This is a genomic window from Pseudomonas oryzihabitans (genome assembly GCF_032027545.1).
In the GTDB taxonomy this organism is placed as follows: Bacteria; Pseudomonadota; Gammaproteobacteria; order Pseudomonadales; family Pseudomonadaceae; genus Chryseomonas; species Chryseomonas oryzihabitans_F.
In genome coordinates this window covers 1-22,648 of sequence record NZ_JAVSJB010000024.1, presented here as the reverse complement: position 1 = coordinate 22,648, position 22,648 = coordinate 1, and the positions used below count along the sequence as shown (strand labels likewise).

23 protein-coding genes and 1 other RNA gene are annotated in these 22,648 nt (G+C 67.2%); 10 read left to right on the top strand and 14 right to left on the bottom strand.

Annotated features, from left to right (window positions below; translation table 11 throughout):
- Positions 1–348 precede the first annotated feature (348 nt).
- From pqqF to RND78_RS24580, 8 genes are all read left to right on the top strand, one after another.
- A complete protein-coding gene (pqqF, locus tag RND78_RS24615) occupies positions 349–2,736 on the top strand; it encodes a pyrroloquinoline quinone biosynthesis protein PqqF (RefSeq protein WP_312732613.1) in 2,388 nt (795 codons plus the stop codon).
- 181 nt (positions 2,737–2,917) lie between these two features.
- Positions 2,918–2,989: a pyrroloquinoline quinone precursor peptide PqqA gene (gene pqqA / locus RND78_RS24610; RefSeq protein ID WP_003243383.1), complete on the top strand. Its 72-nt coding sequence runs from the start codon at positions 2,918–2,920 to the stop codon at positions 2,987–2,989.
- Positions 2,990–3,044: 55 nt separating this feature from the next.
- Positions 3,045–3,956: a pyrroloquinoline quinone biosynthesis protein PqqB gene (gene pqqB, locus RND78_RS24605; protein ID WP_312732612.1), complete on the top strand. Its 912-nt coding sequence runs from the start codon at positions 3,045–3,047 to the stop codon at positions 3,954–3,956.
- Between the two features lie 27 nt (positions 3,957–3,983).
- A complete protein-coding gene (gene pqqC, locus RND78_RS24600) occupies positions 3,984–4,733 on the top strand; it encodes a pyrroloquinoline-quinone synthase PqqC (RefSeq protein ID WP_027601038.1) in 750 nt (249 codons plus the stop codon).
- On the top strand, positions 4,730–5,005 hold the full coding sequence (pqqD, locus tag RND78_RS24595; RefSeq protein ID WP_312732611.1) for a pyrroloquinoline quinone biosynthesis peptide chaperone PqqD: 276 nt from the start codon (positions 4,730–4,732) through the stop codon (positions 5,003–5,005). Before pqqC ends, pqqD begins: the two co-directional genes overlap by 4 nt.
- Positions 5,006–5,027: 22 nt before the next feature.
- Positions 5,028–6,179, top strand: a complete 1,152-nt coding sequence (gene pqqE / locus RND78_RS24590) for a pyrroloquinoline quinone biosynthesis protein PqqE (protein WP_312732635.1) — start codon at positions 5,028–5,030, stop codon at positions 6,177–6,179.
- Positions 6,180–6,347: 168 nt separating this feature from the next.
- Positions 6,348–6,911, top strand: coding sequence for a GNAT family N-acetyltransferase (locus RND78_RS24585; RefSeq protein ID WP_312732610.1), 564 nt, complete (start codon positions 6,348–6,350; stop codon positions 6,909–6,911).
- A 120-nt stretch (positions 6,912–7,031) separates the two neighbouring features.
- On the top strand, positions 7,032–8,438 hold the full coding sequence (locus tag RND78_RS24580) for an ATP-binding protein (RefSeq protein ID WP_312732609.1): 1,407 nt from the start codon (positions 7,032–7,034) through the stop codon (positions 8,436–8,438).
- A gap of 1,068 nt (positions 8,439–9,506) precedes the next feature.
- Here the strand turns inward: RND78_RS24580 and pcaC are convergent.
- From pcaC to RND78_RS24540, 8 genes are all read right to left on the bottom strand, one after another.
- Positions 9,507–9,902, bottom strand: coding sequence for a 4-carboxymuconolactone decarboxylase (gene pcaC / locus RND78_RS24575; RefSeq protein WP_059231751.1), 396 nt, complete (start codon positions 9,900–9,902; stop codon positions 9,507–9,509).
- 11 nt (positions 9,903–9,913) lie between these two features.
- Positions 9,914–10,702, bottom strand: a complete 789-nt coding sequence (gene pcaD, locus RND78_RS24570; RefSeq protein ID WP_312732608.1) for a 3-oxoadipate enol-lactonase — start codon at positions 10,700–10,702, stop codon at positions 9,914–9,916.
- An 18-nt stretch (positions 10,703–10,720) separates the two neighbouring features.
- Positions 10,721–12,079 carry a 3-carboxy-cis,cis-muconate cycloisomerase gene (locus tag RND78_RS24565; protein WP_312732607.1) on the bottom strand — a complete coding sequence of 453 codons (1,359 nt, stop codon included), beginning with the start codon at positions 12,077–12,079 and terminating at the stop codon, positions 10,721–10,723.
- Positions 12,080–12,102: 23 nt separating this feature from the next.
- Positions 12,103–12,178, bottom strand: a non-coding RNA gene (locus tag RND78_RS24560) — sX9 sRNA.
- A 61-nt stretch (positions 12,179–12,239) separates the two neighbouring features.
- A complete protein-coding gene (locus RND78_RS24555; protein WP_312732606.1) occupies positions 12,240–13,532 on the bottom strand; it encodes an MFS family transporter in 1,293 nt (430 codons plus the stop codon).
- 229 nt (positions 13,533–13,761) lie between these two features.
- Complete coding sequence (gene pcaF, locus RND78_RS24550) at positions 13,762–14,976, bottom strand: 3-oxoadipyl-CoA thiolase (protein WP_312732605.1); 1,215 nt, start codon at positions 14,974–14,976, stop codon at positions 13,762–13,764.
- Positions 14,973–15,758 (bottom strand): CoA-transferase subunit beta, encoded by a 786-nt coding sequence (locus RND78_RS24545; protein ID WP_312732604.1) that lies wholly within the window; start codon positions 15,756–15,758, stop codon positions 14,973–14,975. Before RND78_RS24545 ends, pcaF begins: the two co-directional genes overlap by 4 nt.
- 3 nt (positions 15,759–15,761) lie before the next feature.
- Complete coding sequence (locus tag RND78_RS24540) at positions 15,762–16,610, bottom strand: CoA transferase subunit A (protein ID WP_312732603.1); 849 nt, start codon at positions 16,608–16,610, stop codon at positions 15,762–15,764.
- Between the two features lie 207 nt (positions 16,611–16,817).
- On the opposite strand from RND78_RS24540, the gene RND78_RS24535 reads away from it, so the two are divergent.
- A complete protein-coding gene (locus RND78_RS24535; RefSeq protein WP_312732602.1) occupies positions 16,818–17,045 on the top strand; it encodes a VF530 family protein in 228 nt (75 codons plus the stop codon).
- A 9-nt stretch (positions 17,046–17,054) separates the two neighbouring features.
- Here the strand turns inward: RND78_RS24535 and RND78_RS24530 are convergent, their stop codons facing one another.
- The 4 genes from RND78_RS24530 to RND78_RS28490 form a co-directional block, all read right to left on the bottom strand.
- Positions 17,055–17,186, bottom strand: coding sequence for a hypothetical protein (locus RND78_RS24530; RefSeq protein ID WP_312732601.1), 132 nt, complete (start codon positions 17,184–17,186; stop codon positions 17,055–17,057).
- A 284-nt stretch (positions 17,187–17,470) separates the two neighbouring features.
- Positions 17,471–17,809 carry a paraslipin gene (locus RND78_RS28500; protein ID WP_409457122.1) on the bottom strand — a complete coding sequence of 113 codons (339 nt, stop codon included), beginning with the start codon at positions 17,807–17,809 and terminating at the stop codon, positions 17,471–17,473.
- A gap of 116 nt (positions 17,810–17,925) precedes the next feature.
- Positions 17,926–18,057: an NfeD family protein gene (locus RND78_RS28495; protein ID WP_409457121.1), complete on the bottom strand. Its 132-nt coding sequence runs from the start codon at positions 18,055–18,057 to the stop codon at positions 17,926–17,928.
- A 142-nt stretch (positions 18,058–18,199) separates the two neighbouring features.
- Positions 18,200–18,343, bottom strand: coding sequence for a hypothetical protein (locus tag RND78_RS28490; protein WP_409457120.1), 144 nt, complete (start codon positions 18,341–18,343; stop codon positions 18,200–18,202).
- A 353-nt stretch (positions 18,344–18,696) separates the two neighbouring features.
- Between RND78_RS28490 and RND78_RS24515 the strand changes: the two genes are divergently transcribed.
- Positions 18,697–19,965: a cellulase family glycosylhydrolase gene (locus RND78_RS24515; protein ID WP_312732599.1), complete on the top strand. Its 1,269-nt coding sequence runs from the start codon at positions 18,697–18,699 to the stop codon at positions 19,963–19,965.
- 350 nt (positions 19,966–20,315) lie between these two features.
- Here the strand turns inward: RND78_RS24515 and RND78_RS24510 are convergent, their stop codons facing one another.
- The gene (locus RND78_RS24510; RefSeq protein ID WP_312732598.1) at positions 20,316–21,965 is read right to left on the bottom strand and encodes a ShlB/FhaC/HecB family hemolysin secretion/activation protein; all 1,650 of its coding nucleotides are present in this window, start codon (positions 21,963–21,965) and stop codon (positions 20,316–20,318) included.
- A gap of 2 nt (positions 21,966–21,967) precedes the next feature.
- Positions 21,968–22,648 (bottom strand): YDG domain-containing protein (locus RND78_RS24505; protein WP_312732597.1); only part of this gene is annotated, 681 nt, incomplete at its 5' end.

Here is a 22,648-nt window from a genome sequence, read left to right as displayed (position 1 = left end):
GGGGTCAAGACCGTGCCTCGAACGCTCCCTCTCTCCCTGGCAGAAGGCCAAGGCGAGGACCAACCCAGCCACCCCACCCGCTCTTCCCCCTCTCCCTCGGGGAGAGGGCCGGGGTGAGGGCAAACCCAGGCACGGCTCTCGCTCTTCCCCCTTTCCCCCAAGGAGAGGGCCGGGGTGAGGGTAAACCTAGGCACGGCTCTCGCTCTTCTCCCTCCCCCCGGGAAAGGGCCGGGGTAAGGGCAAAACCAGGCACGGCTTTCGCTCTTCCCCCTCTCCCCCTGGGAGAGGGCCAGGGTGAGGGCAAACCCCGCGCCATCACCTTCCCTCGGACTCGGTTAAGCTACCCCCATGCCCAGCTCTCTTTCCCAACACCGCCGCCTGCGCCTGGCCAACGGCCTGGCCGTCGCCCTGCTGCACGATCCCGAACTGCCCCAGGCCGCCGCCCTGGTGCGCATCGGCGCCGGCAGTCACCAGGCGCCGCAGGCCTATCCGGGGCTAGCGCACTTTCTCGAACACCTGTTTTTCCTGGGTAGTCGCCACTATCCCGCGGCCGACGGCCTGATGCCGCTGGTGCAACGCCTCGGCGGCGAACTCAATGCCAGCACCCGCGAGACCACCACCGACTTCTTCTTCGCCCTGGCCCCCGAGCACCTGGCCGCCGGCCTCGCCCGGCTGCTGGACATGCTCGCCGCGCCTCTGCTGGCGCCCGACGCCCAGCACCGCGAGCGCGAGGTGCTGCACGCCGAATTCATCGCCTGGTCGCGCAGTGCCGACACCCGCCGCGACCTGGCGCTGGCCGCGGGGCTACCCGCCACCCATCCGGCTGCCGGCTTTCATGCCGGCAATAGATACAGCCTGCCGCTCAACGCCCCGGCCTTCCAGGCGGCGCTGCACGACTTCCAGCAGCACCATTACCGCGCCGCCAACGCCCTGCTGGTGCTCGCCGGCCCGCAGTCCTTGGCCGAACTGGAACGCCTGGCGCGCGAACAGGGCGCGGTCCTATCGCCCGGGCCAGCGCCCCGCGCCGAGGCGCCCCCGCCGCTCCCCGCCACCGGCGAAGGCTGGCAGACCAGCACCGCCGCGCCGCCCATGCTGGCGCTACAATTCGCCCTCGATGACCTGCCCCCTGGTAGCTGGGAAGCCGCGGAATTGCTCGAAGCCCTGCTGCTCGGCGAGCATCCGGGCGGGTTGCCGGCCTGCCTGCGCCAGGCCGGCCAGGCCGAGCGCCTGCACCTCGCCTGGCCCTATCGCCAGGCCGGCCAAGGGCTGTTGCGGCTGGAGGCGGTGCCCGGTCCCCAGGCCACGCCGGCTGGGCTGACCGCCGCGCTGTTCACCTGGTTGACGGCCCTGCGCCAGGTGCCCCTGGCGACTCTGGAGGAGGGCCACGCGGCACGGGTCCAACGCCAGTGGGCCACCCTACCCGCCTTGCCGCTGGTCCGCCGCCTCGGCGAGCGACTCTGGCTGGACCGTGACGGCCTGGGCTGGCCCCAGCCCGGGCTCTCCACCGCCGCCCAGGCGGCCTGGCCCCAACTGACGGCTCAACTGGTACCGGAACGCCTCAGTGGTTTCGCCGCCGGTTCATCGGCAGAGCGGCGAACAGGCGCCGCGGTCGTCCCGCCCTTTGGCCTGCCACCCGCCAATCCCCTGCTCGCCCAGCCCCCTGACCTGCCTATGCCAGGCGCCCAGCCCTGGCCGATCAGCCAGGCCCTCGCCCCCCAGCAACGTGAAGGGCTGCTATTCCTGCGCTGGCAGTGGCCCGGCCCGATGCCGGCCGCACCCGCTGTCGCGGTCCTGGGCGCCTTGCCGCGCCTGGCCGCCGAGGCGGGGATCAATCTGCGCTGGAGTCCACCCGGCGCTCCCTGGGAACTGCGGCTGCAAGGGTGGTCTCCCACGCTGCCGGCAACGCTGGAACGGGCATTGCACCAGCTCGAGGGCGCGCTCGACGCCCCCCAGGCACCGGCCACGGCACCGCCCGAGCCGATGCTCATCCGCCAGTTGCTCAAGGTGCTGCCGGGACGTCTGCCAGCCGTCATGCCGCGTACCGGTGCCGGTAGCCCCCATTGGCAGGCCCTGGCCTGCGGTCTGCCACAGGCCGCCCAGGCGGCCCTGGCCAAGGTCGCCCCGCCAGCGCAGCCGTGGGCCGTACCGCTCGGCGAGCCGCCGTGCTTCAGCGGTCGCCATTGGCATCACGAACCCAGCGCCGAGGCCCAGCAGGCGCTGCTGCTGTTCTGCCCGCAGCCCGATGCGCAGCCCGCCACCGAAGCCGCCTGGCGCCTGCTGGCGGCGCACTTGCAGGCGCCGCTGTTCCGTCGCTTGCGCAGTGAGCGGCAACTGGGCTATGCGGTGTTTTCCGCCTATCGCCAGCTGGGCGATCACGGCGGCCTCTTGATCGGGGTGCAGTCACCCCATGCCCGGGCGGTGGACATCCTGGCGGAAATCGAGGGCTGCCTGGCTGACAGTCTGGCCGCCGTGCAGGCCGAGGCCACCACGCTGGCGGAAAACATTCGCCAACTGGTACGTGACTTCAGTCCCGCCACCACCCAGCGCGCTGCCCTGGCCGAGCGCCTTTGGTGGGGCTTCCAACGCAGCGGTGCCCTGGACCTCAATCCCTTGCAGGAAGCCCTGGCCGCCCTGGACGATCAAGCCCTGCCGCAGGCCTGGCAGCAGCTCACCGCCACCGACGCACCGCGCTTCGTCCTGGCCAACGCCGCCGCACCGCCCGGCTGGCTGTCATAGCTTTCAACATTTTCCCGGGAGCGTCGGCAATCGGCAGCGGTCAATCTGTTGCAGGATCGGTAAGACAGTTATGTCGGCGCCACCCCACCGATTCGCTATCGGCAAAACCCTTAGCCAAGCAACTTTGTTAAACTTGGCGACCGGATCCATCCGGCTTTCGCAGTCAAAGAGGAGACCTCCCATGTGGACCAAGCCTGCCTACACTGACCTGCGCATCGGCTTCGAAGTCACCATGTACTTCGCCAACCGTTGATGCGCCCCACGCCCCGGTCCGCCGGGGCGTACTTTTTCCAGGTTCAGCCCTTCCCATGCATATCCAGATTCTCGGCTCCGCCGCCGGCGGTGGCTTTCCCCAGTGGAACTGCAACTGCCCCAACTGCGACGGTTTCCGCAAGGGTACCCTCAGGGCCCAGGCCCGTACCCAGTCCTCCATCGCCCTGTCCGACGACGGAGTGAACTGGATCCTGTGCAACGCCTCGCCCGATATTCGCGCCCAGCTGGCCGGCTTCGCCCCGCTGCAGCCGGCGCGGGCCCTGCGTGACACCGGTATCCGCGCCATCGTCCTGCTGGACAGCCAGATCGACCACACCACCGGCCTGCTCAGCCTGCGCGAGGGCTGCCCCCACGAGGTCTGGTGCACCGAGATGGTCCACCAGGACCTCACCACTGGCTTTCCGCTATTCAACATGCTCGAGCACTGGAATGGCGGCCTGACCTGGCAGCCCATCGCCCTGAGCGGTAGCTTCACCATCCCGGCCTGCCCGGCTCTCGAGTTCACGCCCTTCCCGTTGCGCAGCGCCGCGCCGCCCTATTCGCCCCATCGTCACGATCCGCACCCTGGCGACAACCTGGGGCTGCTGGTCCATGACCGGCGTACCGGCGGCAAGCTGTTCTATGCCCCGGGCCTAGGCCAGCCTGACGCCGCCCTGCTGGAGCTGATGGGCCAGGCCGACTGCCTGCTGGTGGACGGCACCCTCTGGACCGACGACGAGATGCAGCGCCGCGGCGTGGGCACCCGCACCGGCACCGAGATGGGGCACCTGCCGCAAAGCGGCCCCGGCGGCATGCTGGAGGTGCTGGCCGGCTTCGAACGCCAGCGCAAGGTGCTGATCCACATCAACAACACCAATCCGATCCTGGACGAAGACTCCCCCGAACGCGCCATCGTCGAGCGCCAGGGCGTGGAAGTCGCCTGGGACGGCCTGTCCATCACCCTGTAGGAGCGGCCCATGGCCGCGATCCCCAAGATGCCCGACGCCCTTACTCCCGCCGAATTCGAAGCCGCCCTGCGTGCCAAGGGCGACCTCTACCACATCCACCACCCCTATCACGTGGCCATGTACCAGGGTCGCGCCAGCCGCGAGCAGATCCAGGGCTGGGTGGCCAATCGCTTCTATTACCAGGTCAATATCCCGCTCAAGGACGCCGCCATCCTGGCCAACTGCCCGGACCGCGAGATCCGCCGCGAGTGGGTGCAGCGCATCCTCGATCACGACGGCGAGCCCGGCAGCGAAGGCGGCATCGAGGCCTGGCTGCGCCTGGCCGAGGCCACCGGCCTGGACCGCGAGCAGGTGCTCTCCCAGGAGCTGGTATTGCCGGGGGTGCGCTTCGCGGTGGACGCCTACGTCAACTTCGCCCGCCGCGCCTCCTGGCAGGAAGCCGCCAGCAGCTCCCTCACCGAGTTGTTCGCGCCGCAGATCCACCAGTCGCGGCTGGACGCCTGGCCGACCCACTATCCCTGGATCGACCCGGCCGGCTACGAGTACTTCCGCACCCGCCTGGGCCAGGCCCGCCGCGACGTCGAACACGGCCTGCAGATCACCCTGCAGCACTACACCACCTGGGAATCCCAGCAGCGCATGCTGGAGATCCTGCAATTCAAGCTGGACATCCTCTGGAGCATGCTCGATGCCATGAGCATGGCCTACGAACTGCACCGCCCGCCCTATCACAGCGTCACCGCCGAGCGCCGCTGGCACCGAGGAATCGACCTATGAGCTTCGACCGTACCCAGGTGCCACGCTGGCGCCCCGGCTATCGCTTCCAGTTCGAGCCGGCGCAGGACGGCCATGTGCTGCTCTATCCCGAAGGCATGATCAAGCTCAACGACAGCGCCGCCGCCATCGGCGAACTGATCGACGGCCAGCGTGACGTGGCGGCCATCATCGCCGTCCTCGACGAACGCTTTCCCGGCGTGCCCGAGCTGGGCGACGACGTGGAGCAATTCATGGAGGTCGCCCGTGCAGAGCACTGGCTCCTGCTCGGCTGACACGAGCCTGTCGGGCGTGCCCATGCAGTTGCCGCAGCCGCCGGTGGTAGCCAAGCCGAATGTCGGCCTGCCCCTGTGGCTGCTGGCCGAGGTTACCTATCGCTGCCCGCTGCAGTGCCCCTATTGCTCCAATCCCCTGGATTTCGCCGCCCAGGGTCGCGAGCTGACCACCGCACAGTGGTTCAAGGTCATGGCCGAGGCGCGGGAGATGGGCGCCGCCCAGATCGGCTTCTCCGGGGGCGAGCCCCTGGTGCGCCAGGACCTCGCCGAACTGATCCGCGAGGCCCGCCGGCTGGGCTACTACACCAACCTCATCACCTCCGGCATCGGCCTGACCGAGGCGCGCCTCGCCGAATTCCAGCAGGCCGGCCTGGACCATATCCAGATCAGCTTCCAGGCCAGCGATGAACAGGTGAACGACCTGCTGGCCGGGTCGAAGAAGGCCTTCGCCCAGAAGCTGGCCATGGCCAAGGCGGTCAAGGCCCATGGCTACCCGATGGTGCTCAACTTCGTCACCCACAGGCACAACATCGATCGCATCGACCAGATCATCGACCTCTGCCTGGCCCTGGAAGCCGACTTCGTCGAACTCGCCACCTGCCAGTTCTACGGCTGGGCCGAGCGCAATCGCGCCGGTCTGCTACCGACCAAGGCTCAGCTGGAGCGCGCCGAGCGCATCACGAACGAGTACCGCGCCCGGCTCAAGGCCGATAACCATCCCTGCAAGCTGATCTTCGTCACCCCGGACTACTACGAAGAGCGCCCCAAGGCCTGCATGGACGGCTGGGGCAAGTTGTTCCTCACCATCACGCCGGACGGTACCGCCCTGCCCTGCCACGGCGCCCGGCAGATGCCCATCGCCTTCCCCAACGTGAAGGAGCAGGACCTCAGGCACATCTGGTACGACTCCTTCGGCTTCAACGTCTACCGCGGCTACGACTGGATGCCCGAGCCCTGCCGCTCCTGCGACGAGAAGGAAAAGGACTACGGCGGCTGCCGCTGCCAGGCCTTCATGCTCACCGGCGATGCGCGCAACGCCGATCCGGTCTGCGCCAAGTCCCCGCATCACGACCTCATCCTCGCCGCCCGTGCCGAAGCCGAGACCACCACGCTAGGCATCGAAGACCTGCAATTCCGCAATGCCCGCAACTCGCGGCTGATCGCCAAGGGCTGAGCCCGAGACACCTGTCTGGAAGCGACCATCGCGACGTAACCAGCGGGTTAGAGGGCGTGACCAGGCAAACCAAGGTCGTCGCCAGAATCCGTTGCTGCATGGCCTGGCGCAGGCTTGCACGGGGAACTCATAACCACAGCTCCGAGGCATTTGCCTCCCGGTCGGGCAGTGACCATACTGCCCGACCGGACCTTTTCCCCTGTCGTCATGCCCTCGATACGCCCGCTCCGCCTCGCCGATCTCCCCGCCGTCCTCGACATCCAGGCAGCCAACTACCCTGCCGAGCTGCTCGAAGACCACGGCTTCTACGCCAATCGCCTGGCCCTCGCGCCCGAGCACTGCTGGGCCGCCCTCGACGTCCAGGAGCGGCTGCAAGGCTATCTGATCGGCTATCCCTGGGACGATGGCCTGCCGCCAGTGCTCGGCGCCCACCTGGAACGGCTGCCCACGCAGGCCTCGACCTGGTTCCTGCACGATTGCGCGGTGCATCCCGATGCCCAGGGCCTGGGGGTGGCTGGATGCCTCTATCGCCATGCCCAAGGCCAGGCGCGCCGCGCCCGCCTGCCCCGCGGGCGCCTGGTGTCCCTGCCTGGCGCCATCGGCTACTGGCAGCGCCATCACTATCGCCCGGTCCCCGCCGACGCGGCGCTCGCCGCCAAGCTGGCCGGTTACGGCCCCGGCGCCTGCCTGATGCAGCTCAGCCTCGATGCCCCGACCGAGGCGTCCGCGTAAAACCTGCAAATCTAAATGCAAGTATTTCGCTTTTCGCATTAACATAGCCGCGCCCTGGAGGGCTTCTCCTGCCCGGCGCTCTGGCGCGGGCGTTTCGATCGCCGATACAAGGAATCCTCGATGAACATCGCTCTAGCGTCTGCGGCCAAGGGCCGGCGTGCCCTTTCCCTCACCCTGCTCGCCAGCGTGCTGGCGCTGGGCGTACAGACCGCCCAGGCGCGCTCCAGCTTCGACGCTCCCGATCCGGACTACCGCGGCGAGATCAAGGCCAGCCCCGTCGCCGGCACCGCCATCCTGGCGGGCGGCGAGGTCGCACTGGAGGGCCGCGGCTTCAAGCCCGGCCAGCAGATCACCTTGTCCCGCGGCGGCGTGGCGCTCAACCCCGATGCCGCCTACGTAGCCGACGCCCAGGGCAACTTCAAGGCGACCATCCGCATCCCCGACGACGCCGCCCCTGGCCAGCACCCCATCGTCATCAGCACCGCCCAGCCCTCGGGCGCCGCGGTCTTCCCACTCAAGGTCTCGCCCGTGGTGCCACTGTCCGGCACAGACGCCTACCGCCTCACCGCGGTCAAACTGGTCCCCGGCCTGTACCAGGTGGACATCAGCGCCAAGACCGGCGCCCTGTTCGTCACCTCTGCCGTGGGCCGCCCGCCGGTCAAGGTCTCGCAACTGCTCAAGCTCGATCCCAAGGACCTGTCCATCGAACGCCAGGTGACCCCGGCTGCCGCCCCGGGCGCGGATGCCGGTGTCTACGCCGTCTACGGCGTGGGCGTGGACGATCGCAACGGTACCGTCTGGACCACCAACACCCGGCAGAACACCGTGGCGGTCTATCGCCAGAGCGACCTGGGCCTGGTCAAGCAATTCGAACCCGGCCTCGTGCCCCATGCCCACACCGTGGTGGTCGACGAGAAACTCGATCGCGCCTTCGCCTCGGCGGCCATGACCCCGGACATCATCAGCTTCGACGCCAAGACCCCGGCCGTGCGCAAGCACATCACCATCGAGTCGAGCGTGCGCGGCGAGCAGTTCGCCGTGGTCGGCCTGCACCTGGACCCGGTGGTGCACAAGCTTTACGCCGTCAGCCTGAAGACCAACGAGGCCGCGGTGATCGACGCCAAGACCGAGACCGTCGAAAAGGTCTTCCCGATCCAGGGCGCCAAGACCGCCATGAACGTGGCCCACGATCCCCAGACCGACCGCCTGTTCATCACCGCCCAGGGCAGCGACAACCTGCTGATCGTCGACGCCAAGACCGGCCAGACCCTGCACAACGTCACCACCGGCGCCGGGGCCCTGAGCGTGGTCTTCGACCCGGTCAAGCGCCTGGCCTACGTCACCAACCGCGGTGCCGGCACCCTGACGGTGGTCGACCCGGACGGCAACATCAAGGCCAACCTGGAACTGGGCACCTTCCCCAACCACGCGGTGGTGGATAGCAAGGGGGTGGTCTACGCGGTGAACAAGGCCAAGGGGCAGGATGATGCCGAGGGGGATCGGATTACCCGGGTAGTGGCTAAGTAAGGCATGAAGCCCTGTGGCTGGGCAGGGCTGCCTTCGTACAGGGCGACTGCCTTATCGCGGCCATGGGCCGCTCCTACAGGTTATCCGGCTGCTGTAGGAGCGGCCCATGGCCGCGATAAAGGCGTGATTTCCGAGTGTGGATTGAGCGCGAGCGAAGCCTAACCAGGCGGAGCCAGTACCAAGGCTTATTGGTGCCCTAGCTGTTTATCGAGTTTTGCTGGCACTTTTTGTTTCGCCCACCCGGGCGAGTCACTTTTGCCAGTCGCGGCAAAAGTAACCAAAACCGCTTGCCCCGACCATCCGGCCTTCCGCTTCGCTCCAGGTTCGCTCACGCCAGCGCCGTTCCGGGGTCGGCCTACACGGTCCGTCCATGGCCCGTTAGGCCTCTCGCCGCATCCATGCGGCTCGCCCCCTCCACGACACTGGCGTTCGCCCTCCTGAACGGGGCGGTTTCGCCAGCCTGAAAGTTTCGGTTGAAGAGACGTCGGCGGCCCGTAGCGTGGACAACGGCGAAGCCTTGTCCACTGATAGTGTCGGTACCATCCAGTGGAAAACGCTGCGCGGTTTTCCACGCTACAACCTGTGAACACCCAAGCATCAGGCTGGCGCCCCGCCCCGTCAGTGAGGCAGAGCGCAGGGGTCGCGGAGGGGGATGCGAGGCAGGACGCTGAGCAAGGCGCGAGGGGCAGGAGGCCCCTTCGTGCCGTGCCCCCGGAGCGGCGCCGGAACGAGGGAGACGTAGCGAAGCGGAGTAACAGCCGCAGGCTGGCCCGGAGGGTGAGCGAAGCGAATCACCCGGAGCGCAGCGGAGGGCCGAAACGTGGGGACAGCGTTTTTGGTTACTTTTTGCGCGACTGCAAAAAGTGACTCGCCCGGGTGGGCGAAACAAGAGCCACCAGCAGACCACGATAAACAGTTAGGGTACAGGTAAGCCTAGGCAGAAGACCAACCTCCGCAATGTTGCGGCCTCGCTAACGCTCAACCCAACCTACGCCGCCGCCCAAACAACAACGCCCACCAAATCCAATCTGGTGGGCGTCATCCAAAGAGGCCAAGGAGGGGGGAAACTCACCCCTCCAACGACTCCACCCCCAACTCATCCCACACCGCCTCCGCCAGATGGAAGGTGGCATTGGCCGCCGGAATGCCACAGTAGATGGCGCTCTGCATGATCACCTCCTTGAGCTCCTCGCGCGTCACCCCGTTGTTGCGCGCCGCGCGCAGGTGCAGGCGCAGTTCGCCCTCGCGGTTCATGCCGATCAGCATGGCGATGGTGATCAGGCTGCGGGTGTGCCGCGGCAGGCCCGGGCGGGTCCAGATGTCACCCCAGGCGTGGCGGGTGATCATCTCCTGGAATTCTTCGTTGAAGGGCGTGAGTTTTTCCAGGCTGCGGTCGACGTGGGCGTCGCCCAGCACCGCGCGGCGGACCTGCATGCCAGCTTCGTAACGTTCTCTTTCGTCCACGATCGACTCCTTCAGGCGCTGAGGAAGGCCAGCACGCGCTGGGTAAAGGCAGCGCCCATCTGTACGTTGGACAGGTGGGCGGCGGGAAACTCGACGTACTCGGCGCCGGGGATGCGTTCCTGCAGGAAGCGCCCGTCGGCCGGGGTGGTCACGGCGTCATGGCTGCCGGCGACGATCAGCGTCGGCGCCTGGATGGCGTCCAGCACCTCGCGGAAGTCGGCGTCGCGCACCGCTGCGCAGTTGGCGGCATAGCCCTGGGGCGGGGTGCTGGCGAGCATGGCGACGATACGATCGACCTTGTCCGGCTCGGCGCTGGCGAAGTCGGGGGTGAACCAGCGGCCAATGGAGGCATCGCGCAGGTCGCGCATGGCCTGCTCGCCGCCGGCCTCGACGGTCTGGATACGGGTGTTCCACACCTCGGGGGTGCCGATCTTGGCGCCGGTGTTGCACAGCACCAGGCGGGTGACCCGCTCGGGGACGTTGATGCCCAGCCACTGGCCGATGGAACCGCCCATGGACAGGCCGCAGAAGGCGAATTGGTCGATGCCCAGGGCATCGGCCAGGGCCAGGACGTCGCGGCCATTCTGATCCATGCGATAGGGACCGGGCGTCACCAGGGAGGCGCCATGACCACGGGTGTCATAGCGCAGCAGGCGGAATCTTTCGCTGAAGGCCGCGGCCTGGGCGTCCCACATGGCCAGGTTGGTGCCCAGGGAGTTGGACAGGATCAGCACGGGGGCGCCTTCGGGGCCCTCCAGTCGGTAGTTCAGGTCGCCATCGGCGAAACGTACGCTGGGCATCAGGCAGTCCTCTTTTGTCTAGGAATGGGCAAGCAAAGTGCGGTGTTCGGCCAGGGCGCGAGCCACCCAGGCCCGGGCCTGGCCCTGGTAATGGGCGGGGTCCAGCAATAGATCCAGCTCGGCGCTGGAAAGCTCGGCAGTGACCTCAGGGGTATCGCCGAGGACCTGGCGCAGGTGGCGACCCTCCTGGACGGCGCGCTTGCAACTCTGCTCCACCAGGTGGTGGGCGGCCTCGCGCCCCAGGCGCCCAGCCAGGGCAATGCTCACCGCCTCGGCCAGCACCAGGCCGTGGGTCAGCTCCAGGTTGTTCTGCATGCGCGTGGCGTCCACCTCCAGGCCGGCGACGATAGCCTGGGCCTGTTGCAGGGCACCGGAGACCAGGCAGAACAGCTCCGGGAGGGTTTCCCACTCGGCGTGCCAGAGTCCTAGGCTGCGTTCGTGCTCCTGGGGCATGGCGGAAAACAGGGTGCTGACCAGCCCCGGCGCGCGGGTAGCGGCGGCGATCAGCACCGCAGCGCCCACCGGATTACGCTTGTGCGGCATGGTGGAAGAGCCACCCTTGCCCGGCGCCGAGGGTTCGAAGACCTCGGCGGCCTCGGTCTGCATCAGCAGCGACAGATCGCGCCCCAGCTTGCCCAGGCTGCCGGCCACCAGGCCCAGCCAGGCGCCGACCTCGACGAGGCGGTCGCGCTGGGTGTGCCAGGGTTGCTCCGGCAGGCCCAGTTCCAGCTCTCGGGCCAAGGCCTCGGCCACCGGCAGGGCCTGCTCGCCCAGGGCGGCCAGGCTGCCCGAGGCGCCGCCGAATTGCAGCACCAGCACCCGCGGCCGCAGCTCGGCCAGGCGCTGGCGGTGACGGGTGATGGCGCCCAGCACTCCGGCCAGCTTCATGCCGAGGGTCACCGGGGTGGCGTGTTGCAGCCAGGTACGGCCGGCCAGCACGGTGCCGGCATGGCGCTCGGCCTGGACCGCAAGGGCCTCGGCCAGTTGTGCCAGGTCGGTGTCCAGCAGGTCCAGCGCCTGGCGGATCTGCAGCACCAGGCCACTGTCCATGGCGTCCTGGCTGGTGGCGCCGCGGTGCACATGGCGCTCGGCCTCAGGGTCCTGGGCGGCGATCTGCCGGCCGAGGGCCTTGACCAGAGGAATGGCCGAGTTGCCGGCGCTGACCACCGCGCGGGCCAGTTCGGCGGCATCGTATCGCTCGGCGCGGCAGGCGGCGGCGATGGGCGCCACCGCCGTCGGCGGGATCACCCCCACCGCGGCCTCGGCGCGCGCCAGGGCCACCTCGAAGTCCAGCATGCCCTGCAGTCGGCCATGGTCACAGAACACCGCGCGCATGGCCGCGCTGGTGAAGTAGGCATCGAACAGCAGATTGGACATGGGGATTCCTCAAGTGGCGGAGCAGCCAACAAAGCGTAGCGAGCGGTTGTCAGGCGGGTGCGCGCGGCGCGCAGAAACCGGAATGTACGACTGGTACATGAGGATTCCGAGCACTGCACGCGCCCGCATGGCGAACACGCAGTAGTTTTGTTGGTTGCTCCTAGTGGTCGTGATGCAGGTAGGTGGCCTGCCGCGGCAGCCGCAGGCTGACCAGGAAGGCCACCACCAGCATCACCGAGACATAGATGTAGAACACCTCTTCGTGCCCCTGGGTCTTGAAGCTCAGGGCGACGAATTCCGCCGAGCCGCCAAAGACCGCATTGGCCACCGCATAGGACAGGCCCACGCCCAGGGCGCGCACTTCCGGCGGGAACATCTCCGCCTTCACCAGGCCGCTGATGGAGGTGTAGAGGCTGATGATGGCCATGGCCAGGCAGATCAGCAGGAAGGCCACGAAGGGACTCTGGACGCTGGCGAGGGCCGTAAGGATCGGCCAGGTGCAGACCGCGCCCAGGCCACCGAACAGCAGCATGGAAGCGCGGCGGCCGATACGGTCGGAGAGCATGCCGAACAGCGGCTGCATCAGCATGAATACCAGCAGCGCGCAGGTCATCACGCCACTGGCGGTCTTGGCGTCCATGCCGCTGGTGTTGACCAGGTACTTCTGCATGTAGGTGGTGAAGGTATAGAAGATCAGCGAGCCGCCGGCGGTGTAGCCGAGCACGGTGAAGAAGGCCGCCTTGTGGTGCTTGAACAGGCCGCTCAGGGTGCCGGCTTCCTTGTTGGCGCGGCTCTCGGCGGTGGTGGTCTCTTCCAGCGAGCGGCGCAGGAACAACGAGATCACCGCGGCGACGGCGCCGACCAGGAAGGGAATCCGCCAGCCCCAGGCGCGCAGGTCGGCGTCGCTCAAGACCTGCTGCAGGATCACCACCACCAGCACCGCCAGCAGCTGGCCGCCGATCAGGGTGACGTACTGGAAGGAGGCGAAGAAGCCACGCTGGCCGCGCAACGCCACCTCGCTCATGTAGGTGGCGGTGGTGCCATATTCACCGCCCACCGAGATACCTTGCAGCAGTCGCGCGAGCAGCAGCAGCGCCGGCGCCGCGACGCCGATACTGGCATAGGTGGGCAGGCAGGCGATGGCCAGGGAGCCGGCGCCCATCATCAGGATGGAGATGACCATGGAGGTGCGCCGCCCGTACTTGTCGGCGACGCGCCCGAAGATCCAGCCGCCCAGGGGTCGCATGAGAAAGCCCGCAGCGAAGACACCGGCGGTGCTGAGCAGCTGCACGGTGGGATCGCTCTTCGGGAAGAAGGCGGCGGCGAAGTAGATGGAGCAGAAGGCATAGACGTAGAAGTCGAACCATTCCACCAGGTTGCCGGACGAGGCGCCGACGATGGCGAAGATGCGCTTCTTGCGCTCCTCGAAGCTGTAATGCGGGCGAGTGCTCATGGAGATCCTTATTTATAGGTATGGATGGACGGGAGACAGCCTACCGCCATCGGACCAGGAGAGACACACGCGGTTACAGGGGGTGTGGGCATGGGGTGGTTGGAAATTTCGGTGATTGCTCAAGCAAGGACTCTACGATCGACTCTGGTCATCGCGGCCATGGGCCGCTCCTACAAAGGCATCATGCCCTGTAGGAGCGGCCCATGGCCGCGATAGCCAATGCAAAAACCTAGATCGACTCCACCCGCTCCACCGCCAGCGCCAGCCCCTGGCCGACGCCCACGCACATGGTGGCCAGGCCCAGGCGGCCGCCGGTCTTCTCCAGGTGATGCACCGCGGTGAGCACCAGGCGGTTGCCGCTCATGCCCAGGGGATGCCCCAGGGCGATGGCGCCACCGTTGGGATTGACCTTGGGACTGTCGTCGGCCACGCCCAACTCGCGCAGCACCGCCAGGCCCTGGGCGGCGAAGGCTTCGTTGAGCTCGATGACGTCGAAGGCGTCGATGGAAAGGTCCAGTTGCTTGAGGAGCTTGCGCACCGCCGGGGTCGGGCCGACGCCCATGATGCGCGGCGCCACCCCGCCACTGGCCATGCCCAGCACCTTGGCGCGCGGGGTGAGGCCGTGCTTCTTCACGGCTTCCGCCGAGGCCAGGATGATGGCCGAAGCACCGTCGTTGAGGCCCGAGGCGTTGCCGGCGGTCACGGTCCGGTCCGGGCCGTTGACCGGCTTGAGCTTGGCCAGGCCCTCGGCGGTGGTGTCCGGACGCGGATGCTCGTCCTGCGCCACCACCACGTCGCCCTTCTTGCCCTTGATGGTCACCGGGACGATTTCCTCGGCGTAGTAGCCGGATTCCTGGGCCGCGGCAGCGCGTTGCTGGCTGCGCAGGCCGAAGGCGTCCTGGTCGGCGCGGCTGACGCCATAGTCAGTGGCGACGTTGTCGCCGGTGACCGGCATGCTGTCGACGCCATAGGCCTCCTTCAGCGCCGGATTGACGAAGCGCCAGCCCAGGGTGGTGTCCTCCAGTTTCTGGCCGCGACCGAAGGCGCTGTCGGCCTTGCCCATCACATAGGGCGCTCGGGTCATGGATTCCACCCCGGCGGCGATCACCAGCTCCATCTCGCCCAGGGCGATGGCGCGATAGGCCTGGCCCACCGCTTCCATGCCCGAGGCGCAGAGGCGATTGAGGGTCACGCCCGGCACCGTTTCCGGTAGTCCCGACAGCAGCACGGCCATGCGCGCCACGTTGCGGTTGTCCTCACCGGCCTGGTTGGCGCAGCCCATGAACACCTCGTCCACGGCGCGCCAGTCCACCTGGGGATTGCGCTCCTGCAGCGCCTTGAGCGGGATGGCCGCCAGATCGTCGGCACGCACCGCGGACAGCCCGCCGTTGAGTCGGCCGATGGGAGTGCGGACGGCGTCGCAGATATAGACGGCGCGACTCATTCCTCACCTCCCTTCTGGCCACCGTGAGCCGCCGTGGTGCGGGCCTGCAGATCGCGCAGGGCGTCGAGCTCGGTGGCGGTGGGCGCTTCGGTGGTGGCGACCTGGTCGGCGAAGCGGATGGCCCAGCCGGTGGCGGCCACCACCTGCTCGCGGGTCACCCCGGGATGCAGGGCGGTCACCACGAATTCGTTCGTGCCGGCTTCCGGCTCCATGATGCAGAGGTCGGTGATGATGGCGGTCGGGCCCTTGCCCGGCAGGCCCAGCTGTTGGCGGTGATCGCCGCCCTCGCCGAAGCCCACCGAGGTGATGAAGGCCAGCTTGTCGACGAAGCTGCGGTGCGACTGCTTGAGGATGATCAGCACTTCCTTGGCCGAACCGGCGATCTCCGGCGCGCCTCCAGCGCCGGGCAGGCGCACCTTGGGCTGGTGGTAGTCGCCGATCACCGTGGTGTTGATGTTGCCGAAGCGATCGACCTGGGCCGCGCCGAGGAAGCCGACATCGATGCGACTGCCCTGCAGCCAGTAGCGGAAGATCTCACCGGTGGGCACCACGGTGTCGGCGGTCTCGGCCAGCTCGCCGTCGCCGATGGACAATGGCAGCACCGTCGGCTTGGCGCCGATGGGGCCGGATTCGTAGATCAGCACCACGTCCGGCGCATGGGTCAGGCGCGCCAGGTTGGCCGCGGTGGACGGCAGGCCGATGCCGACGAAGCAGACGCTGCCATTGCCGAGGCGGCGCGCGGCGGCCACGGTCATCATTTCATTGGTGGTGAAGTCGCTCATGGTTCAGGCCTCCGCAGCCAGCTTCGCCTGGAAGGCGGCGAAGTCCGCGGTACCGCGGATGTAGGTGTCGATCCACTGGGTGAAGGTATCGCGGTCGCGGGCGATCGGGTCCCAGGCCTGGTAGAAGCGGTTGTCGCGCTCGTAGTAGCCGTGGGCATAGGAGGGATGCGCCCCGCCCGGCACCACGCAGACGGCAGCCAGTGCCCAGGTCGGCAGCACGCAGGCGTTCATCGGTGCCTGGAGATCGTCGACGATCTCTTCCACGGTGACGATGCAGCGCTGGGCGGCCAGGGCCGCTTCCTTCTGCACGCCGAGGATGCCCTGGATCAGCACGTTGCCCTGGCGGTCGGCCTTCTGCGCGTGGATGACGGTGACGTCCGGACGCACGCTGGGCACCGCGGCGAGCTTCTCGCCGGTGAAGGGGCATTCGATGAATTTGATGTCCGGGTTGACCTTGACCAGGTCCGAGCCCTGGTAGCCGCGCAGCACGGCGAACGGCAGGTTGGAGGCGCCGGCGACATAGGCATTGGCCAGGGCCGCGTGGCTGTGCTCGGAGATGTCGAGCTTATGCGGCCAGCCCTTCTCCACCGCATCGCGCAGGCGGTGCAGGGAGCCAACGCCGGGGTTGCCACCCCAGGAGAAGATCAGCCGCTTGGCGCAGCCGGCGCCGATCAGCAGGTCGTAGACCAGGTCGGGCGTCATGCGCACCAGGGTCAGATCGCGCCGGTTCTGGCGGATCAACTCGTGGGCGGCGGCGGTCGGGATGAGATGGGTGAAGCCTTCGAGGGCGACGGTATCGCCATCGTGGACGAAGCGCTGGATGGCTTCGCTCAGGGACAGGATCTGGGCCATGGATTGTCGACTCGCGTCTTTGTTATCGGCGCCGCCCGGTGCGGCGGTCTAGGGTCAGACTACAAAGCCGCACGGGCGCAAACAATCCGATAATCGACTAATAGTTCGATTATCGAACAGGATTGCTCAGCAGGCTATCGACCCGACCAATACGCGATCGGCCGGCGCACCGGCTACACTGCCCTTCCCTAGCCAAGAGCCCAATCGATGTCCGACAAATCCCGCCCCGCCCTCGAAGGCGTCACCCTCGAAGCCCTGCTCACCCGCCTGGTGGAGCACCACGGTTGGGAGGAACTGGGCCGGCGCATCCCGCTACGCTGCTTCACCCATGAGCCCAGCATCAAATCCAGCCTGACCTTCCTGCGCCGCACGCCCTGGGCGCGGGAAAAGGTCGAGCAGCTCTATCGGCGGCTGCCCAAGCGCGACTACCCCTAGCCTAGGCCACTAGGGCTTGATCCCCAGCAAGCCGCGCACCGTCTGCTGGATATCGGCCGGTAGCAGTACGGTCTTGGCGTTGTCGCTGATGGCGAGCTTCTCCATGGCGTTGATGTAGCGCTCACCCAGCAGGTAGAGCACCGGCGTCGGCTCGCTGCCCCGGCCACCTTGGTCAGGGCCTTGGCGGAGGCCTCGGCCAGGGTCACCTGGGCCACGCCGTCGCGCTTGGCGGCCTCGAGGCGGGCATCGGCCTCCAGGATGGCGGCCTGCTTGGCGCCCTCGGCGCGGGTTACCACCGCCTTGCGCTCGCGTTCGGCGGCCGCCTGCAGCTCCATCGCCGCCTGCATCGACGGGGTCGGCTTGAGTTCCTGCACCTCCACCGCCTTGACGGTGATGCCCCAAGTCCAGGGTCTGCTCGGCCATGCTCACCCGCAGCCGCGCCTTGATCTCGTCCGCGAGGACAGCGCCTGGTCCAGCTCCATCTCGCCGATGATGGCGCGCAGCGAGGCCATCGCCAGACTGGTGATGGCCTGGGCGTAATCCTCCACCCCATAGGCGGCCTTGGCCGGATCGACGATCTTGGCGAAGCACAGGGCATTGGCCAGGATCATCGCGTTGTCACGAGTGATCACCTCCTGCTGCTGGACATCGAGGATCAGGTCCTTGGTGCTCAGCCGATAGCCGACCTGATCACGCAGGGGACCAGGAAATTCAGGCCGGGCTTGAGGGTGGTGCGGTACTTGCCGAGGCGCTCGACGATCCACTCCTGGCCCTGGGGCACCAACCGCACGCCCTTGGCCACGGTCACCACGATGAACACCAGCAACAAACAGACAACGATGAGACCACTCATGGCTTATTTCCCTATAGATAGAAGAGGTCAGGCTTGATGGGCGACCTTGGCCAGGTTGCCCTCGAAGGCGAGCAGCCGAACCCGCTCGCCAGCGGCGATCTCGGCATCGGCCAGGCAGGGCCATTCCTCGCTGCCGAGAATGGGTTTCTGGAAACGCACGCGGCCACGGGCGAAGGGCCCGACCGCGGCGACCAGCAGGCCAATCTCGCCCAGGTGGGCATTGGCGCTCCAGTCCTCGCCTGGTTTGCTCTGGCCCTTGCCATGGCGGAACCAGCACCACGGCGGCGAGCGACAGCAGCCCCTACGCCAGCAACTGCCAGGCCAGCACCAGTCCCGGCAGCACCAGCAGGAGAATGCCCACCAGCAAGGCACCCACGCCGAAGCCGAGCAGCACGAAAGAGTGCAGCAGCAACTCGCCCAGGATCAGTCCGACCCCGAGCACCATCCATTACCACCCTTGCATCTCCATCGCACAGGCTCTCCAGGAAAGGACGACAGCTTGGACCTTTGCTTGAGGACCCTGCCCGAAGGCGCCTCCGAGCGGTAGCAGTCGACCGATGAATTGGGCTCTCGAACCATTCGACTAGCGGCCGACCGGGCCATCAGGATAGCGCTATTCGCTTACCTGGGGAGGGTCGTGATGAGTCACGGCTGACGGGGCGGCAAGCCTCTTTGCTGGCACAAGCGTGACGGCCATCACCTTGCCATCAAAAGGCCGGCGGGACCCTCTACGGCGGCCCTTTCCGCGGTGCTAACGTCCGCCTCACCCTTTCCCACCGGTTTTGCAAGGATGCTCCCATGTCCCCTGTTCGGCGACTAATCGCTACCGGCGTACGGCTGCGCACTGCCACCCTCGCCCTGGCCTTGCTGGCTAGCGCGCCCCTGGCCCAGGCCGGGATCGATCTAATCGGCGTCAATCTCTCCGCCGCCACCTTTTCCGCAGAGGTGCAGCCAGGCAAGCATGGCGTGAACTACTTGTTCCCTGCCGAACAGTATTTCAAAGAGTGGAGCGACCGCGGCGTCAAGACGGTGCGCCTGCCAATCCTGTGGGAACGGCTACAACCCAGGTTCTACACCGAGCTGAACAGCGAGTATGCAGGTCTCATCACCCAGACCCTGGACTTCGCCCGCAAGTACGGTATTCGCATCGCCCTCGACCTGCATGGCTTTGCCCGCTTCAACAACCAACTCATCGGTAGTCCTGAGGTGCCACTCAAGGCCTTTACCGACGTGACCGGCCGCATGGCGCTACGCTGGGGCAGACATCCCGCCCTGTTCGGTTATGACCTCAACAACGAGCCCTACAATACCAACGGTACCCTGACCAGCATCATGCAAGCCGGTGTCGATGGCGTAAGGCGCTACGACAACGTCAACTACGTCATCCTCGAAGGCGAACAATTTTCCAGCGCACCCGAGTGGCAGAACCTTTCCGGTAGCGCCCTGCTCGCCGTCAAGGACCCTGCCAACAGGACGCTCTATTCGGCCCACACCTACCTGGACCGCAACAACTCCGGTACCTATGACCACCCCAATGATGCCGGCGCCCAGGACCCCATGGTCGGGATAAACCGGCTAAAGCCATTCGTCGAATGGCTCAAGATCAACAACAAACAGGGATTCGTGGGTGAGTTGGGTATCCCCTACAACAATCCGAACTGGCTGGTGCCTTTCGACAATGCCCTGAAATATCTCGCCGATAACTGCGTACCGGTCACCCTATGGGCCGCGGGCCCCGCCTGGGGTGACTACATCCTCAGCCTGGAACCCCGAGATGGAGAGGAAACCGCCTCCTGGAAAGTCGCCAGCAAGTACGCTCAGGCCAGCAACAGCTGTATCCAGCGCGGCCCAGGCAAACCAACACCCTCCCCTGCACCGGCCCCGGTGCCGACGCCCCCTCCTACGCCGAGCCCGCAGCCAGTTCCGGCTCCTGCACCTGCACCTGCACCCGCACCCGCACCCGCACCCGCACCTAAACCGACTCCTGCACCGAATCCCGTGCCCCAGCCGCAGAAACCTTTCTTCTGCAAGAGCTCCTTCCTGGCCTGGCTACCGATCTGCCGGTAATCGGGCATGGGACGTCCTGCTGGCTTCCTGGGAGCCCGGTCAACGGCTCGCGAGCTAGTAAGGTAGGTTGGGCTGAGACAGCTCCATCGTCGAAGCCCAACAGGGCCACTGCCGAACAGGCGCAGCCAAGGTCCTTAGAGCCTGTTCATAATCTCGCGAGCTAGAGCCAAACAAGGCGCAACGACCAACGGGAGTAACAGCCAACGGCTGGCCCGTAGGGTGAGCGCCAGCGAATCAAAGGGCTGAGGACGCGGAGTTTACGAGTGGTAAATGAGCATTCCGACCGGGCTGGCGACCCAGGCCATTTTCAACGCAGTTTGGCCGACGCGCAGCAGATTTTGAACAGGCTCTTAGAAGAACCGCACCACCTGTGCCCAGACCCGCGGCGAGCGATCCACGTCGCTGGTGGGTTCGGCGCTGCCCAGCTTCCAGGCCGCCACGGCGTTGACGCGCCAGCCGTAGGCATTCCAGGTCGCCCCGACGCCGGTACCGGACAGGCTGCGGTGGTTGCCTTCGCTGGTCCAGGGATCGCGGTTCAGCCGCACCTCGCCATGGTCCACGAAGGTGGACAGCTGCCAGACCGGGGTCAGGGCGTAGCGCAGTTCCAGGTTGGCCAACCAGCCCTGGTCACCCGCGGCCTCGCCCTGGGGATAGGCGCGCACGCCATAGGCACCGCCCAGGTAGAACTTCTCCGAGCTGTCCAGGTTGCGGTCGGCCCACTGGCCCTGCAACTGGGTGTAGAGACTGAAACGCTCCGTCAGCCGTTGCAGGCGCACCAGGCTGGGAGAGAGCTTGTTGAACTGGCCCTGGGTGCCGGCGGTGCTCTGGTCCTGGAGGCGCTGGTCGGCGCCAGAAATGTCCAGATCGCCATGGCTCCAGGCCAGAGCGAAGCTGTTCACCCCGCCGCCCAGCAGGCGGTCCTGGCTGCTGCCGTTGAGCGAGAGGGTGGTGACCCGCGAGTGCTTGTCGCTGCGCTCGCTAAAGGCGTCGATGTCGTCGCGCAGGCGCTTGGCGTCGAATTGCAGCTGGGTATCCAGGCTCAGGCCACGCTGGCGGATCAAGGGTTGCACGGCGAAGACGCTGGCCACCCTGGCCGTGCCATGGGCGTCCAGGTCGGCGAAGTTCTTGGCCAGTTGGTAATCCATGTCCGAATAGGCCACGCCGAGCTGGGTCGACCAGGGGCTGACCGGCAACTGGTAGGCGATGCGTCCGTAGCGCTGGTCTTCGTCGCTGGCGGTGGCCCTCAGGCTGAGCCGGTCGCCGACCGACAGCGGATTGTTCACGTTCAGGGTGCCGCCCAGGCGGTACTCGCCGATGAAGCGGTTGCCGTAGTTGTCGGCATCCAGCGAGCCGGACAACCGCGTCGCGGGACCCATGTCCACCACGAGGTCCGAGGTGCCGGTGGTGGCGCCCGGCTGCAGGGTCGCCTTGGGCTCGCGGCCGGGCACCTCCTGCAAGAGCAGCAGGCTGCGGGTCAGGGTATCCGCCTTGACGACATCACCCGATAACAATTGCTGTAGCGGGGCCAGGGCGAAGCCGTGCAGGTCCGCGGCGTGCGCGGCGCGCACCGCGCCATAGCGGCCTTCCAGGATGGCGACGCGCACCTGACCATTCTCGATGGTCTGGGCCGGTAGATAGGCGCGGGCCAGGGGATAGCCCTGGACTTGGTACAGCTCGGTGATGCGCTGGATGCCTGCTTGCAGCTCCGCCAGGGTCAGCTTGCGGTCACGCAGGTCAGCGAGCAGTCGCTGCAATTCCTGGTCGGGGAAGGCGCTGTTGCCTTCCAGCACGAAGTCCTTGACCTCCAGCGTGGGCCCGCCCGGTGCGGCTTGGGTGGCCGGCGCGCTGGGCAGGTTGAGGTCCAGGGTCTGGCGCTCGGGCAGGGCCAGGGGCTGCTGGTCCAGACTCTGCAGGGACTGGCCGGCATCCGGCGCGGTGGCGGCGTGCACCGCATAAGGCAAGGCGGCGAGGACGCAACCGAGCTGGGGGTGGAAACGCATCTTCAGATTCCTTCTGGCAAGCGAATGCCACGATTGACGACGTCCAGGCCTGGCAGACCGCTCAGGCCGTTGCTCTCCGCCAAGGTCGGCGCGGGCAGCGTGAGCGTTGGGCGCTCGCGCAACGGTACGAAACTGGCGGTCCGGGTCTCGACCAGGGCTGCGGGCAGGCCCTGCACCGCCAGCACGCCCGGTCGATAGGTGATGAGGTAGTTGCCCAAGCCGAGGCCGCTCGCCGCGCTGGGCAGGATGGCGTAGTCGCCGGGCGCGGCGGCGGCATCGGCGCCGGGGCTGGCGAGGGTCACGCTGGCCAGGACATCGCCAGGCAGGAGCCCGAGCACGTTGTAGCCGTTGAGTTGAGCGAGCTGGCCGACCGTCTTGCTGGCGTCCAGGGCGGTGATGGTCAGGGACGCGCGGGCGATGTCGGCCAGGGTCGAGGTGTTGTAGCTCTGCAAGGCATAGTTGCCGGCATCGCGACCCGCTAGGCTGGCGCTGAGATTGACGGTCTTGCCATTGCCGGCGTTCTTGTCGGTGAAGACGCCGCTGGTGGCGAGGGTCACGGCGTCACCGGCGATAACCCCGCTCAGGCTACCGCTGGTGGCAGCGGCCGTGGTGCCGTCGTAGGTCTTGTCCTGGGCGGTGAGGCTGCCGGTGATGGACCTGGCCGTGATATTGGCGGTGGTGGT